Raw genomic sequence first — 13,719 nt, 5'->3', positions numbered from 1 at the left:
GAAGCGTTCGGCGGCTGGGCGGGATGTGCCATGTCAACGGGGGAACTCCGCCACGGCCGTGCCGAGGTCGCGTTCGGTCTCGCCCGCGCGCTGGAGTCCTCGGTGGGTCAGGTGCTCCAGGCGCTCGCGGGTTTCGGGCAGGGTGATCAGGGCCTGGAAGGTGGCGGCGTCGGAGCGGATGTGCGCGGGCTCCGCCAGCGTGAGGTCGTTGATCGAGCGCTTGGCGGCCCGGACCCCCTGGGGCGGGAATCCGGCGATGCGCTTGGCCAGGTGCTCGACGAAGCCGTCCAGTTCGGCGTCGGGCAGGGCACGGTTGATCCAGCCGTAGCGCTCGGCGAGGTCGGCGGTGAAATCGGCCGCTCCTGCGACGGCCTCGATGGCGCGAGTGCGGCCGAGCCGCCGGGTCAGGTGCTGGATGCCGCCCGCGCCGGGAAGGGCGCCGGTCCCGCACTCGAACTGGCCGAAGACCGCGTTCTCGCGCGATGCGAAGGTCATGTCGCAGGCCAGTGCGAGTTCGTTGCCGCCGCCGCGGGCACGGCCGCGCACTTTGGCGATGGTGATCACGGGGACGCGCGACAGCCTGTGCAGGAACATGCCGAGCGAGGCGTCACCGGGGCCGCCGGCCTTGGCCGCCTCCGCGGTGTACTGCGGGACCGCGGTGAGATCCACGTGCGCCGAGAAGTAGTCCGGCGAGGCGCTGTCGATGACGAGGACGCGTACGTCGCCGGGGTCGTCGTCCAGGGTGTCGACAAGGGAGACCAGGTCACGCACCAGATCGACACCGAGGAGGTTGAGCGGGCCCGCGTCGAGGGTGGCCCACAGAACGCCCTCTTCGAGCCGGGTCCGGATCGAGGAGCAGGCGAAGGTCATGGGGACTCCGTTCGGTACCCGGCGACATTAGCCCTCTCCCCGGGTCCCGCGGGCGCGCCGTCGCCGCGTGTCGCTGTCCGTGTTGTCATAGACACGTTTGCGTCACGGCCCGGGGCGCGTGCCACGAAGGCCCCTGAGAGGACGGGTAAATGAGCGAGATCAGGCCCCGGTTCCGGACCATCGACGGACTGTCCATCCGGTACGCGGAGAGTGACGTGCCCCGCGCCCGCGAGGCTCTGCTGCTCAGCCCGTGGCCCGAGAGCCTGTACGCCTATGACGCGATCTGGTCGAAGCTGGCCCGGCACGCTCACCTGACTGCGGTGGACCTGCCCGGGTTCGGCCATTCCGAGCTGCGCGAGGACCTGCTGTCCCCGACCGCGATGGGTGACTTCATCGTGCGGGTGGCCGCTGGTGGTGGGCACCGGAGGGACGGCAGTCCCGCTGAACCTGGGAAGCCCCCTGAAGGACTGGGTGTTCGACGAGGACCTGTCCCCCTATCGGGCCATGAGCGCCAAGGCCGCCGTGACCGCCGCGATCGGCGGCATCCACGGCTACGAATTGCCGGACGTCGTGCGCGAGGACTACCTCGCGTCCTACACGGGTCAGCGGTTCGCCGACCAGCTGCCCTACGTCCGCGCGCACCCCGCTGAAATGCCCGTCCTCGGCGAGCTGCTGCCCCGCCTGGAGACGCCGGTCCAGATCCTGGCAGGCCGCAACGACGCGGTCGTACCGCCCGAGAACGCCGAGTATCTGGACCTGCACCTGCCCAACAGCAAGCTGGACCTCATCGACGTCGGCCACTTCGCCTGGGAGGAGGGCGCCGACGCCTACGCCGACGTCGTCACCCGCTGGTGGGAGGCCAACTGACCCGGATCGGCTTCCCGGCCGCCGCCGCCCGCTCCGAAGCCGGGCCCGGCGTGCTCCCCGGGCCACCCTCCACTGGGTTCCCGGGCGCGGCCCGCGTCCGGCCGTGCGAGTCTCGTCGAAGGCGGCATCTGCACGAACCAGGAGTGGTTAGTCATGGACATGAAACTCGAAGTCGTAGTGGTGCCGGTGTCCGACGTCGACCGGGCCAAGGACTTCTACACGCGGCTCGGCTGGAGGCTGGACGCGGACGTCGCCCCGGACGAGACCTTCAGGGTGGTGCAGGTGACGCCACCCGGCTCGCCGGCATCGGTCATCTTCGGCACCTCGGTCACCTCCCAGACGCCCGGCTCGGCCCAGGGCCTGCACCTGGTCGTGGACGACATCAACGCTGCACGCGAGGAGCTGAAACGGCTCGGCGCCGAGCCGAGCGAGGTGTTCCACGACGCCGGCGGCGTCTTCCACCACGCCGGGACGGAGGCCCGGGTGCCGGGGCCGGATCCCCAGCGCACGAGCTACGGCTCGTTCCTGTCATTCAGCGACCCGGACGGCAACGGCTGGCTGCTCCAGGAGATCACCACACGGCTCCCGGGACGCCTCGACCCCGCGGCCACGACGTTCGCCTCGGCCGAGGACCTGGCGAGCGCGCTGCGCCGTGCCGCGGCCGCACACGGGGAGCACGAGGCACGCATCGCTGCGGCGGACGAAAACTGGCCCGACTGGTACGCCCGGTACATGGTCCGGGAGCAGGCGGGGACCGAACTGCCGTCGTGACCTCGTCGCCCCGCGGGAGGACAAGGCCCGCGCGCCCATTTCCGGCTGCTGGTGCACGGCAGTGGGCGGAGGCGCACCCTGGGAGGTGGAGGCGGTCATCTCGAACCAGGGAGCAGGTCATGCCTTCCCTACACTTCCACGTGAACTCTTCGATGAGCCCGGACGAGGTGATGGGCGTGCTGACGAACTTCAGCCCCTCCCGCGTCGACGAGTGGTCTTCCATCGATGCCGAGCACTTCCAGGTCCACGAGCGGGGCGACACCTGGGCGGAGGTGACCGAGGGCAACGACAAGTCCTGGGAGCGTGCACGCTACGAATGGGACCGCTCGGCGAACAGCGTCAGCGTCACCACCCGTGACTCGGTGCCCTTCGGCCCGGGCGGCTGGCAGTTTCACATGACTCCCACGGACAACGGCACCCGCGTCGACGTAAGACTCGAACGGCACCCCACCTCGTTCACGTCGAAGGTGAAGTCCTCGATCATCCCCTTCGCGGGTCCGGTCTTCCGCAGGTCCTTCAAGGAACCTCTGCACACCACATGACCGCGCTGCTCCCGCACGGCGCGCCGCGTCGCCCGCTCGTCAGCCAGCCCCAGTCCCGGCGCCGTGTGACGCCGACGGTCTCGGCACGCGTATGGCGCTGCGGTTCCGAACGAATGGCGCGGAGGTTCAAGTACGCGCGACCTGCCCGTCACCCCGCCGTCAGGTGACCGCGGACGTCGGGAGTTCCGGCGATAGCGGCGGGGCGTCCCATGGCGGCGCTGACGAAGGCCGAGCTGTACGAGAAGGCGGCCGCGGCCGGCATCCCGGGCCGCTCGTCCATGAACCACGACCAGCTCGCCGACGCCCTCGCCCACACCGGCCGCGCCCGGCGCAAGGCCTGACCGCCACGTAGTGGGCGGTCTGACGGGCACAACCGTGGTCAGGCCACCGTGACGCGCAGGACGTACGGCTCGCCCGTGCTGATCGCCTGTGCCTGTTCCCGGAGGTCCGCGTCCGTGAAGCCGAGCAGCGCTTCGTCGGAGGCCCGGCGCAGCAGCGGGAGGATCTCGGCGACGGGCCGGCCTCGGTGCGCTGCGGCGAGCTCGGCGAAGGCCCGCTGGTAGGGGGCTCCGTACGTGCTCGCGCTGTCGGCCAGCAGGTGGTCAAGGTGCTGTCGCTCGATGCTGATCTCGCCCATGGCCCGCTCCTTCGGTCCTCCGGGGTCCCGTCCGGTCCGGGGCCTCGTCTTCGACGCTACGAGGCCGGTCTGACATCGCCCCCTACCCGGCAAGGGGCGCGTCCCGGCCGATGAGGTCCTGGAGCTGCTCGCGGACGGGTGGCGGCAGCAGCCCCTCGGTGGCGAGGAGGTGCCACTGGCAGCCGGGAATGCGCTGGTCGAGCCGGTGGAACTCCCCGAGCTGGTAGAAGCGAGCTGGCGCCCCGGTAGCGCTATGGCCGGCGCCTCCAGGGGCCGCACCTCGGGCGTTGAGTCCACAAGCAGGTCAGGACTGGCGGCATCCTCCATCACAGCCACCCCCCACCCCATGCGACTCGGGAGCGAACCAGACCCGCCGGTGCCCTGCCGATTCCTGCATCGCACCTCGCGGTACGGCATACCGGACTCGCGCGGTGGTGCCCTCGTCCGCGATGCGCGCGAGCTCCACCTCCGTGCGCAACCAGCGATGTGCGATCTTCACCGCGCCACTCACCATGCTGACGAGAACGGTCACAACCGCTCCTGCCACAACCGGATCCACCCTGTTTCCCTTCGCGTAAGGCGTTGCCGTGAGGCATACGTGTAACAACAGAGCGCGAAGCAGAGCCAGTTGTGACATTCCGCAGGTCAGGACGGCGCGGTGCGGGACCTGCGCAGAGGTTGGCCGGCGCGTACGCCTTCCGTGCCGCTTGAGTGCGTGTTTTTGAAGGCTGGCCTGCCGGAGCCCACCCTGCTCGGCCCCGCCTCGACGTGCGGCATAGGCTCGGCCCATGGATGACTCGATATGGGTGGGGGTGCGGGAGCGGGTGCAATCCCTCATTGCCGCGCCGGCCGGTGATCGTGTTTTTGGCGCAATCGGGCACAAGTTCTTCCTTGAGGACCCTTTGACCCCGGCAGAGCTGGCCGACCTCGAAGGTCAGATGGGTGTGTCGCTGCCCGGGGAGTACCGCGACTTCCTCCTCTGGGTGGGCGCCGGAGGTGCCGGGCCCTCGTATGGGGTGTATCCGGTACGACTCATTCAGGGTCGCTGGCGGTGGGAGGGGGATGGAGCCGATCTGGCTGACCTATCCCGTCTGGCCAAGCCCTTTCCGCGTGAAGGTGCCGATCCTGAAGCTGTCCAGTCGCTGCTGGCCGAGCACCCCGAAGAAGAGGACTTCGAGGACATCGAGGACTTCGATGACGCTATTGAGGCATGGGAAGAGCGCTGGGAACCCGTGATGTGGTCGGCGGACCGCACTGTCGGCGCGGTCGTGATCTCAACGCTGGGGTGTGCCGCCCGCGAGTGGTTGATCATCAGCGGCCCGGAGCGTGGGCGAATCTGGTCCGACAACAGGGCGGATGACGAGGACCTGAAGCCGCTCCTCGATGAGCACGATGCTCCGATGACTTTCACCCGCTGGTATCTGACGTGGCTTGAGAGGGCGGAACGTCAGCTGGCACCAGTCCCCGCGGCGGACTGAGCTGCGGGCTCTGCGGAGGATGTCTCGGGCTTCCTTGTCCAGCTGTCGGTGCGGGGGCCTTTGCGGGTCAGTCGCCTGGTCATGAGCGTGATGGCGGCCCAGGTGATCAGCATCTCGGAGTGTTGGACGAGCCGTTCGTAGTCACGTGCATGACGGCGGGCATGCATCATCCAGGCCCAGGTCCGCTCGACGACCCAGCGCCGGGGCAGGAATAGACCTCTGCGATGTCGGCACCGCACCACGGGCGTGCCCCCTCTGGGCGCCCAGGTGCGTGAGCGGTGCGACGTCATCGAGACGGCGGCCTCGTCCTCGAAGACCAGCCATGCCCCGAGCGCCGCCGCGGTGGCTTTGCCTGGGGCCAGGTCTCCTTCACCCAGCCGGCCACCGCCGCATCGTCCCGTTCCACTGCCCGCCGCGCAGGCTGCTGACACGACCAGCCGTGCCGCCGCAGCAACTCCCACACTCCGCGGATCGACAACGACACCCCCAGCTGGTCCGCGATCAGCATGCGCACCCTTTGAGAGCGTCCACCGCTCATCCGCCCAGCCCTCGGCCATCGCGCCATCCAGCAGGAGCGGCTCGAGCACGGCGAAATCACTGTCGTCGACCTTCGGCCGCCCGGCTGGGCCCGAAATGCACAGTGCCTGCCGTCCTCCCTCCCGCCAGGACCGGCGCCACCGTTCCACCGACCGCACACTGACCCGAAGCCGTTTGGCTATCACCACGTTCTTCTCATCCCGCGCAAAGTCGTCGGCGGCGAGCATGCGCACCCGCTCCCGCGCGGCCTGCCTCTGCGGAGTGAGACCACCACCCTGGGCATACCTCATGGTCACGAACTACCGCAGGGATCATGCGATGTCACCCCCGACAACTCAACGGAAAAGTCAGTAACAAAGGCGTTGGTCGTGCCGGTGGGTGATGAGGCAGGTGGCAAGGCCGAGGAACGCCTCGTGGATGTCGTCGCGTCGTTCCCACCGGATCCGTAGCCGGCGGAAGCCGTGGAGCCAGGCGATGCTCCGCTCCACAACCCACCGGTAGACGCCGAGGCCGGAGCCGTGCGGGACTCCGCGGCGGGCGATCACGGGTTTGACTCCGGTCGCCCAGACCAGGCGGCGGTACTTGTCGTGGTCGTAGCCACGGTCGGCCAGGAGCATGTCTGGGCGTCTGCGGGGCCGGCCGGCGAGCTGGTGCGCTGGTAGCCGGTCCGGTCCTCGGCCGCGACCGGCAACACAGTCACCGCGACGCCCATCGGGAGAACCTGCGGCACAGTGCGCTCCCCAGCAGCATGCGCGGGCGCCGCAGCGACAGGGAGGGACAGGGCAAGAGCAGCGGCGGTCGCAGTGGCGGCCCGCATCATCATGATCATCACGAGAGCGGTTCTACCGGCCCCACCGCCCCGGCAACAGGCCCCGAGCAGTCAGTTCACCCACCCGGGCAACCCCATTCACCTGCAAAAACCCCACTGTACCCACGGACGCGCCGGGGTGCAGTCTTTGTAGTCCGCGAGCAGCTGGAGACGGGCGGGACGGTGGGCTGCGCGTCGAGGTAGCCGCGGGCGGCGACATAGACGTGGGCATGGCAGGTGCCGTGCAGCAGGTCGTACACGTTTTTCGCGTACAGCTCGGCCTGCGCCACGGATTCGCTGTCACGGCAGAGGGAGCGGCATTGGTCGACGAATTGGCCGCAGGCTGATTCCAGGGCGGTGAGCCGGTCCAGATACATAGTGCGGGCTGGCAGGAGGGCGTGTTCGGTTCCTTTGCCGTGTTGGCGTTCGAGGGCTGCGACGATGTTGACGGTGCCGTCGGAGTCGCCGGTGAGCCGGTCGCGGTGAATGAAGAAGACGTCGTTCTGGATGGCGGTGGCCTCGTCGAGTTGGATACGCATCCGCACGTAGCCGCTGGTGGCCTTCGCGAGCAGCGGGAGCTCGAAGCCGTCGAAGTACTCGATGTCGTTGGTGAACATCGTCATTCCGTCGTCCACGGGGACGGCCAGGGCGGCCTCGACGTCCGGCGGTTCAGGAAAGGCCCCGATCAGGAACTTGTGCACGATTCCTCGCAGGAGTACCCCCACGTCGGTCCGATGCTGGCCCAGCCACTCCTTGGACATGTGGTCGGCTGCGCGGGTCATCAGGTCCCACAGGCCCTGGCTGGCCCCACGTAGCGGCTCGGGGACGGGGCCGCGTGGGTCGGCGTGCAGGACACGGAAGGTGTCGGCGATGACGGCTGCCACGACCGACAGGGCGCATCGGCACGGTTGACGGTGTCGTCAAGGGCGAACCCCCATGTGACCCAGTCGGTCACGAAGTTCAGTCCGCGCCCGCGGGCGCGCGGGTAACCGGCAGCTACAAGCTGCCGTTGGCCAGGGCGACACGCAGCGGAACGGGAGGTGTGGTCATGGTGATTTCCTTCGCATCGACGCTGCTGAAAGGCACCACCGATCGGCCGCGTCTGCTGCGTGCCATGATGAAGCCGGAACACGCCGCAAGGGCACCGGACAGGGCCTGAACACGTAAAGTGACGAAGGCAGGGGCTCGGCCAATCCCGCGTGCGGGGGTTTGCGGAATCCGCCCTCGAACCGCTCCCGCCACACCGTCACGCATCACGCCGCAGGCCCGCCGCCCCCGCTGCGTCGCTCCCTCCCCGCCCACCCCGTCATGACCGAAAGCCTCCGTCAAACGCCACACATCCACCACGCTTGCGGGTGAATCAACCTGCGGTGAAGTTGACGCTCTTGGCGCGGTGACACCGCCGCGCGACAGCAACACAGTGACCGCACGTGACGGACGACAGCCTCCGCATCCACCCGCATGTGACCGTCGGCGCGCGCGATCGGGACGGAGCTGTTCTGCTGGAATGCGGGGGCGCCGAATCGTGTCTGAGAGAGGGTCGGATGGGTACGTATCGAGTCGCGCAGGTCACCTCCCCCGACGGACGGTTCGAGATCGTCGAGCGGGAGGTGCCGCAGCCGGGGCCCGACCACGTGCGCATCGCCGTCGATGCCTGCGGGATCTGCCACAGCGATGCCGTCTTCGTGGGCGCCAAGGTGCCGGGCGTGCGGTTCCCGCTCGTCCCCGGCCATGAGGTCGCCGGCCGGATCGAAGCCTTGGGCGAAGGGGCAGAGGACAGGGGCTGGCAGGTCGGTGACAGGGTCGCCGTCGGCTGGTTCGGCGGGAGCTGCGGCCACTGCACTCCTTGCAGACAGGGCGACTTCATCGTCTGCGAGAACCTCAAGGTCCCGGGCTGGGCATACGACGGGGGGTTCGCGGAGGCGGTGATCGCGCCGTCCGACGCCCTGGCCCGGATCCCCGACGCGCTGGCCGCCACCGATGCGGCACCGATGGCCTGCGCGGGAGTGACCACGTACAACGGGTTGCGGCGCAGTTCCGCGCGGCCGGGTGACTTGGTCGCCGTACTCGGCATCGGCGGCCTAGGCCATCTCGCCGTGCAGTATGCGGTGGCGATGGGCTTCGAGACCGTGGCCATCGCCCGCGGGGCCGACAAGGCGGAATTCGCCGAGCAGCTCGGCGCACACCACTACGTCGACAGCACGGCAGGTACGAGCGTTGCGGACGCACTGCGGTCCCTCGGGGGCGCCAAGGTCGTGCTGGCCACCGCCGCCAATTCCGGTGCCATCACCGCGACCGTGGACGGCCTGGCGCAGCGGGGGGAGTTGGTGGTGATCGGCGCGGCCCCCGAGCCGCTGGAAATCAGCCCGATGCAGGTACTCATGAGCGGACGCGTCGTGCGCGGCCACCCGTCTGGCACCTCGCAGGACGTCGAGGACACCATGGCCTTCAGCGCGCTGCACGGAATCCGCCCGATCGTCGAGGCGGTACCGCTGAGCCGGACCGATGAGGCGTACCGGAAGATGCTCTCGGGTGCCGCGCGCTTCCGGATGGTCCTCACCGGCTGACCCGGGTACGCCGCCCCGTGGGGCGCGGGAGGATCACGCCCACGCCGCCAGGCCTCTGCCTCGCGGCGTTGTCACGGGCGGAGTCACAGGGTCCGAGGCCCAGGGCGCCGAGCCGTCGTCCGCCTTGCAGGCGGCGCCGCGGCGCGGCCCGCGCCCGGGATGGGCGCGGGCTGGTACATCCAACACCGTCCCCCTCCTGCCGGGCTGTCGAAACGGTCACTCAGGACACGGCTCCCGCAGGGCCGAGTGTCGTTGCGGAACCGGCCGGTCCGGCGTGGTCACCCTGTGATCGTGAATGAGCATTCACCTTCAGTCACGGATGAGACCCCTGCGCCGGGCAACCTGCGATCCGGACGAAAATGCCCTGACCACCAGCACGCACCCTGCAGATCCGAGGGCCTGGTCGGCCCACAGGACGCAGAGGTCCGCGGCGGCGGCTTGTGGTGCAGTACCGCGCGGTGTCAGCCTTCGTCCCCGTCGAGCTGGTGGGCATTCAGCTGGAGCATGCTGCTGCCTTCGGGGACATTTTGGCATTTTCGCGCCGCCGGGCAGGCTCGAGGCCAGGAGGCTCCAGCCGGACTTCCGGTAGGTGAGGATGTTGCCTTCCACTCGGGCCGGCTTCCAGCCCGCGCGCTCCAGTTCGGCCCCCATCTTGGGAAGAGCCTGCTCGGCCTCTGCGGATTTCACGACGGCGATCCAGTCGACCATGTCCGGGCGCTTCACGCCGTTGCGCTCGGAGGTGGTCATCCCCTTCGCGGGGTCCAGGCCCGCCTTGGCGAGGGCCTTGCGGGAGTCCTCGTCCACGGCGTCCCGGCCGAGGACCGTGCCGCCCTTCCCCGGATCCGTTATCAGGACCGCGCAGAACTGACCGTGGTCGAGCAGCCGGACGGCGGCCTGCGGCGCTGGCTGCAGTACAACGCAATGGCCTTCGACCTCCCCGTGATCAGCGAACTGGCATGGAAGTGCACCGCCGCACTGACGGCCGCCTGCGGATGCCCCCCGGCGCGCCGCCGGTCCGGGCTCATGGACTGGCGGTCGCCGTACGGGCCGAGGCGGACGAGGTGGAACGGCGCAGGTCCGGCGTCGTGATGCCCACGAAAGCCACGGCACCGACGCAGAGCAGGCCGCCGCTGACGAGGGCCACCGCTCCTGACGAAACGTCCGCCACGAGGCCCCCTCGCATGTTGCCGATGTCGGGCCCGGCTTGCCCCACGATCTGTTCGGCCGCGCTGACGCGGCCGAGCAGATCGCTCGGCGTGTTCATCTGGACGACGGTGCTCCGCGAGACCACGGAGACGGTGTCCGCCGCGCCGGCCACGACGAGGAAGGCCAGGCCGACCCATCGGTTGGATGCCGTGCCGAACAGCGTCAGCGCCGCGCCCCAGGTAGCGGAACCGCCGAGCATCACCAGGCCGGGCCGTGGGAACCGGGTGAAGGATCCGGAGAACAGTGACGCCGCGACGCCCCCGACGGCGAGCGCGGTGAGGAACAGCCCGAGGGTGCGCGGGTTGCCGCCGAACCGTTCGGCGTTGATCAGGGGAAACAGACTGATGGGCATCGACAGCACGGTGGCGGCCAGGTCGGTGAGCAGGGCCCCGCGAATGACGGGGGTGCGTCCCAGGAAGACGAGGCCGTCCAGCATCCCCCGCAGGCCGGGGCGCGCCGGCTCGTCTCCGGGAGTCATCTTCGGCAGGGCGAAGGCACCGTAGAACGCGGCGGCGAACGTTAGGGCGTCGATCAGGTAGCAGGCTCCGACACCCAGCCCGCCCACGATCAGTCCGCCGAGCACGGGACCGAGCAGCATGGCGCCCTGGAAGGCGATTCGGCTCAACGCCAGTCCCGCGGCCAGCTGTTCCTTAGCGAGAAGGTGCGGGATGAAGGTGCGCGAGGTCGGGCCGCTGCCCGCGACGAAGCACGACTGAAGCGCGACGAGCCCCAGGACGGCGGCGACGGGAGCGTGCCCGAAGAAGGCCTGGAGCGCGAGGAGCAGCGAGCACACGGCTTGTCCGCTGGTCATGAGCAGGTAGAACTTCCGCCGGTCCACCCTGTCGACGAGCGATCCGGCGAACAGGCCGAGCACGACGAGCGGAACCGCTTGGGCCAGTCCGACGGCGCCCGTCCAGGCGGGGCTCTTCGTCATCTGCCAGACCTGGAACATGACGGCGATGAGTGTCATCTGGCTGCCGAAACCCGACAGGGTCTGGCCGATCCACAGCCTCCGGAAGGGTGGCGACGACCGTAACGGAGCCACGTCGATGAGTGCGCCCTTCAGCCCCATGCGGGATCCTCCGCCAGCTTCTCGGCGATCCGGTCGCGGAAGCTCTTCCGCTCCAGAGCGGCTTCGACATCGGTGACGACCCGGGAGAGCGGGTAGGGAATGTCCTCTTCCAGCTCGGCGATGGCGGCCTCGGTGGCTCGCCATTCCGCCGCCAGGCGACCGACAATGCCGCGGGCTTTGTCGGTGAGCGTCACCTTCCTGGTGCGCGCGTCGTCGCCCACGACGGTCTGGACCCAGCCGGCCTTCCGCATCGCGGCGACCTTCTGGCTGAGTGCGGAATGCGTGAGCTGAACGGACTCCGCCAGTTCCGCGATGGTCAGGGGTCCGCGGGCGTGAAGCCGGAGCAGCTCCATGACGAAGCTGGGCTTGAGCCCTTCGATCTGCTGGCTGGAATAGACCTGTGCGATGTCGGCGTCCATGGACGCCTGCAGCAGACGCAGGGGCCGCCAGAGGCTCTGCTGCGTCGGGTCGAGCGCGTGGGTGTCGGCCATGCCGTCCATCGTAACAGCATTTATATAAGCGCTGTCACTTCCCACGCACCGACCGCCGGTGGGATGTCGACATAGGAGTCCTTCGGCGTCCGCTCCAGCGTCCGCCTGGTACCGCGACGTGATCGCCACGCACCGGATGCGGCAGGGCCGATAATCGGCCTGCCCGGGGGCATGGAGGAGCGCGCTGGCGGCAGCGGACAGTCGCACCGCGACGGACTGCGGTGCTACCTGTTCCCGGGCGGGGTCTCGTTGCGCTCGGCCACCCGCCGAGCGGGGACCTGCGGGCTGAAGCCGAGCCGGTGCATCAGCCTCGTCGCCCCGGAGACGCTGTAGGAGACGTGGAACTTCCGGCCGATCAGCGTGGCCACCCGCGCCGCGGTCCACACCTGGTCCTCCACTCAACCGTGCACGGCCGGACCCTGCTCCAGATACGTAGCCAGTTTCTCCAGACACCGCGGGGACAGACGGCACCGCGACCCGCCCGGCCCGCGGGAGGCCAGAGCCCGCACACCATCGTCCCGCCACAACTCATGCCAGTAGTAAGCCGATTTCCGGCTCACCCGCAGGGCCGTGCCACTTCCGACGGCCTGATCCCCTGCTCGAACAGCTCAACCGCCTGCATCCGCACCGATTCCCGGCGCAGCCGACCCTCAGCTGTCAGCCCGCCCCCATCCGCATACCTCACACACCATCAGATAAAGCCACCACACCACGCCCATCAGGGACTTCGGGACAGTTCACCCTGATGCGCCGAAGTCAGTAACCCACAACACCCCAGGCCAGCCAACGGCCAGCACACCAACCACCACCCCCTCCAGCGTCAGAAATAGTAGCCATGGACATAGTATCCATGTACTCTATCTGCCATGAGCAAGGGTTCCCCGGGCCCCACGCCCGGTTTCCTGGTGTGGCGGCTCGCCAACAAGTGGCGCGTCGCAGTCGATCGCGCAGTGGCTCCGGTGGGCCTCACCCACGCGCAGTACTCACTGGTCGCGTCGCTGCACGGCATGCAGCGCGCCGGCGAGCGGCCCAGCCAGCGCCAACTCGCCGACCACACCGGCTTGGAGGCGCTGTACGTCTCGAAGCTGGCGCGCGCCCTGGAGTCGGCCGGCCTGGTGGAGCGAACCCGTGATCCCCGCGACCCGCGCGCCGTACAGCTCGCCCTCACCGATCAGGGCCAGACCGTCACACGGCAGGCCATCGCAGTGGTCCAGGAACTGCATCAGCAGTTGCTGGAGCCGCTCGGCGGCCTCGACGCTCCGCGGACGGGCGTGTTCACCGAAGAGCTGACAACCCTGCTCGATGTACCTCTCGCTCCATCCCTGCCGATCAATAAGAGCACTCAGGAGCCAACACCATGACCACCACCGCATCCACCGCCACTGCGCCCGCCGCCGACGCCCGCGTCCTCGGCCTGGCCCACTACGCCGCCCGCGGCCTCCTGGAGCACGTCCTGGCCCTCCACGGCATCACCTTCCAGCAGCAGGTCACCCTGCGTGCCGCCGTCACCGCCGACGCCCCGCGGACGCCGGATGATCTCGTCACCCAGGTCCGGGACACCCTCAAGGCCGATCCGGCCAACATCCGCGCAACCCTCGACGAACTGCTCGCCAAGCAACTACTGGTCGCGGACGGCGCGCACCTTCGCCCCACGGATACGGGGCGCGAACTGCTCGCCGCCGTCGGCGCGCAGACCGCCCCGATCACCGCCCGCGTCTGGGGCGGCATCCCCGACGAGGACCTGGCCGCCGCCGGCCGCGTCCTCGCCCTGGTCACCGAGCGCGCGAACACGGAGCTCGCGACGCTGACCGCCTGAGCGGCCGCATTGGTGTGTGCCGTCGTCGGTGCCGTGATGATGACCGTACATGCGGTG

Annotated in this window: 15 protein-coding genes and 4 pseudogenes; 8 read left to right on the top strand and 11 right to left on the bottom strand. The window is 69.3% G+C overall.

The window, feature by feature from the left end; all coding sequences use genetic code 11:
- Nucleotides 1-33: 33 nt before the first annotated feature.
- Nucleotides 34-870, bottom strand: coding sequence for an enoyl-CoA hydratase/isomerase family protein (locus AB5J51_RS39800; protein ID WP_369780098.1), 837 nt, complete (start codon nucleotides 868-870; stop codon nucleotides 34-36).
- Between the two features lie 411 nt (nucleotides 871-1,281).
- On the opposite strand from AB5J51_RS39800, the gene AB5J51_RS39795 reads away from it, so the two are divergent.
- The 4 genes from AB5J51_RS39795 to AB5J51_RS39780 all read left to right on the top strand — a co-directional run bounded on the left by AB5J51_RS39795 (nucleotide 1,282) and on the right by AB5J51_RS39780 (nucleotide 3,391).
- Nucleotides 1,282-1,737, top strand: coding sequence for an alpha/beta fold hydrolase (locus AB5J51_RS39795; RefSeq protein ID WP_369780097.1), 456 nt, complete (start codon nucleotides 1,282-1,284; stop codon nucleotides 1,735-1,737).
- A gap of 153 nt (nucleotides 1,738-1,890) precedes the next feature.
- Nucleotides 1,891-2,508: a VOC family protein gene (locus AB5J51_RS39790; RefSeq protein ID WP_369780096.1), complete on the top strand. Its 618-nt coding sequence runs from the start codon at nucleotides 1,891-1,893 to the stop codon at nucleotides 2,506-2,508.
- A 119-nt stretch (nucleotides 2,509-2,627) separates the two neighbouring features.
- On the top strand, nucleotides 2,628-3,050 hold the full coding sequence (locus tag AB5J51_RS39785; RefSeq protein WP_369780095.1) for a hypothetical protein: 423 nt from the start codon (nucleotides 2,628-2,630) through the stop codon (nucleotides 3,048-3,050).
- A 209-nt stretch (nucleotides 3,051-3,259) separates the two neighbouring features.
- A complete protein-coding gene (locus AB5J51_RS39780) occupies nucleotides 3,260-3,391 on the top strand; it encodes a hypothetical protein (protein WP_369780094.1) in 132 nt (43 codons plus the stop codon).
- Between the two features lie 38 nt (nucleotides 3,392-3,429).
- Here AB5J51_RS39780 and AB5J51_RS39775 read toward each other — a convergent pair whose 3' ends face one another.
- A complete protein-coding gene (locus AB5J51_RS39775; protein WP_369780093.1) occupies nucleotides 3,430-3,687 on the bottom strand; it encodes a hypothetical protein in 258 nt (85 codons plus the stop codon).
- A gap of 788 nt (nucleotides 3,688-4,475) precedes the next feature.
- Between AB5J51_RS39775 and AB5J51_RS39770 the strand changes: the two genes are divergently transcribed.
- Entirely contained in the window at nucleotides 4,476-5,165 is a 690-nt protein-coding gene (locus AB5J51_RS39770; protein WP_369780092.1) for an SMI1/KNR4 family protein, read from the top strand.
- Here the strand turns inward: AB5J51_RS39770 and AB5J51_RS39765 are convergent.
- The 5 genes and pseudogenes from AB5J51_RS39765 to AB5J51_RS39745 all read right to left on the bottom strand — a co-directional run.
- Nucleotides 5,135-5,380, bottom strand: a pseudogene (locus AB5J51_RS39765) (IS5/IS1182 family transposase); the annotation flags it as partial. The gene AB5J51_RS39770 and the pseudogene AB5J51_RS39765 sit on opposite strands and share 31 nt — an antisense overlap.
- A 71-nt stretch (nucleotides 5,381-5,451) precedes the next feature.
- Nucleotides 5,452-5,673, bottom strand: coding sequence for a winged helix-turn-helix domain-containing protein (locus AB5J51_RS39760; RefSeq protein WP_369780401.1), 222 nt, complete (start codon nucleotides 5,671-5,673; stop codon nucleotides 5,452-5,454).
- A 175-nt stretch (nucleotides 5,674-5,848) separates the two neighbouring features.
- Nucleotides 5,849-5,929, bottom strand: a pseudogene (locus tag AB5J51_RS39755) (hypothetical protein); the annotation flags it as partial.
- 120 nt (nucleotides 5,930-6,049) lie between these two features.
- A pseudogene (locus AB5J51_RS39750) lies at nucleotides 6,050-6,346 on the bottom strand (transposase); the annotation flags it as partial.
- Nucleotides 6,347-6,587: 241 nt separating this feature from the next.
- On the bottom strand, nucleotides 6,588-7,394 hold the full coding sequence (locus AB5J51_RS39745) for a hypothetical protein (protein ID WP_369780091.1): 807 nt from the start codon (nucleotides 7,392-7,394) through the stop codon (nucleotides 6,588-6,590).
- 660 nt (nucleotides 7,395-8,054) lie between these two features.
- Between AB5J51_RS39745 and AB5J51_RS39740 the strand changes: the two genes are divergently transcribed.
- Complete coding sequence (locus AB5J51_RS39740) at nucleotides 8,055-9,077, top strand: alcohol dehydrogenase (protein ID WP_369780090.1); 1,023 nt, start codon at nucleotides 8,055-8,057, stop codon at nucleotides 9,075-9,077.
- A gap of 309 nt (nucleotides 9,078-9,386) precedes the next feature.
- On the opposite strand, the gene AB5J51_RS39735 is transcribed toward AB5J51_RS39740, so the two are convergent.
- From AB5J51_RS39735 to AB5J51_RS39720, 4 genes and pseudogenes are all read right to left on the bottom strand, one after another.
- On the bottom strand, nucleotides 9,387-9,881 hold the full coding sequence (locus tag AB5J51_RS39735; protein WP_136227481.1) for a hypothetical protein: 495 nt from the start codon (nucleotides 9,879-9,881) through the stop codon (nucleotides 9,387-9,389).
- A gap of 217 nt (nucleotides 9,882-10,098) precedes the next feature.
- The gene (locus AB5J51_RS39730; RefSeq protein WP_369780089.1) at nucleotides 10,099-11,355 is read right to left on the bottom strand and encodes an MFS transporter; all 1,257 of its coding nucleotides are present in this window, start codon (nucleotides 11,353-11,355) and stop codon (nucleotides 10,099-10,101) included.
- Nucleotides 11,346-11,846, bottom strand: coding sequence for a MarR family transcriptional regulator (locus tag AB5J51_RS39725; RefSeq protein ID WP_346766506.1), 501 nt, complete (start codon nucleotides 11,844-11,846; stop codon nucleotides 11,346-11,348). The genes AB5J51_RS39730 and AB5J51_RS39725 overlap by 10 nt, the downstream gene beginning before the upstream one ends.
- A gap of 224 nt (nucleotides 11,847-12,070) precedes the next feature.
- Nucleotides 12,071-12,468: pseudogene (locus tag AB5J51_RS39720) on the bottom strand (winged helix-turn-helix domain-containing protein).
- A 244-nt stretch (nucleotides 12,469-12,712) separates the two neighbouring features.
- On the opposite strand from AB5J51_RS39720, the gene AB5J51_RS39715 reads away from it, so the two are divergent.
- Nucleotides 12,713-13,207, top strand: a complete 495-nt coding sequence (locus AB5J51_RS39715; RefSeq protein ID WP_369780088.1) for a MarR family winged helix-turn-helix transcriptional regulator — start codon at nucleotides 12,713-12,715, stop codon at nucleotides 13,205-13,207.
- Entirely contained in the window at nucleotides 13,204-13,662 is a 459-nt protein-coding gene (locus AB5J51_RS39710) for a MarR family transcriptional regulator (protein WP_369780087.1), read from the top strand. The genes AB5J51_RS39715 and AB5J51_RS39710 overlap by 4 nt, the downstream gene beginning before the upstream one ends.
- Nucleotides 13,663-13,719: the final 57 nt, after the last annotated feature.

The sequence above is a fragment of the Streptomyces sp. R33 genome, assembly GCF_041200175.1.
In the GTDB taxonomy this organism is placed as follows: domain Bacteria; phylum Actinomycetota; class Actinomycetes; order Streptomycetales; family Streptomycetaceae; genus Streptomyces; species Streptomyces katrae_B.
The sequence above is the reverse complement of the archived record's forward strand: the minus strand, read 5'-3'. Positions and strand labels throughout refer to the sequence as shown.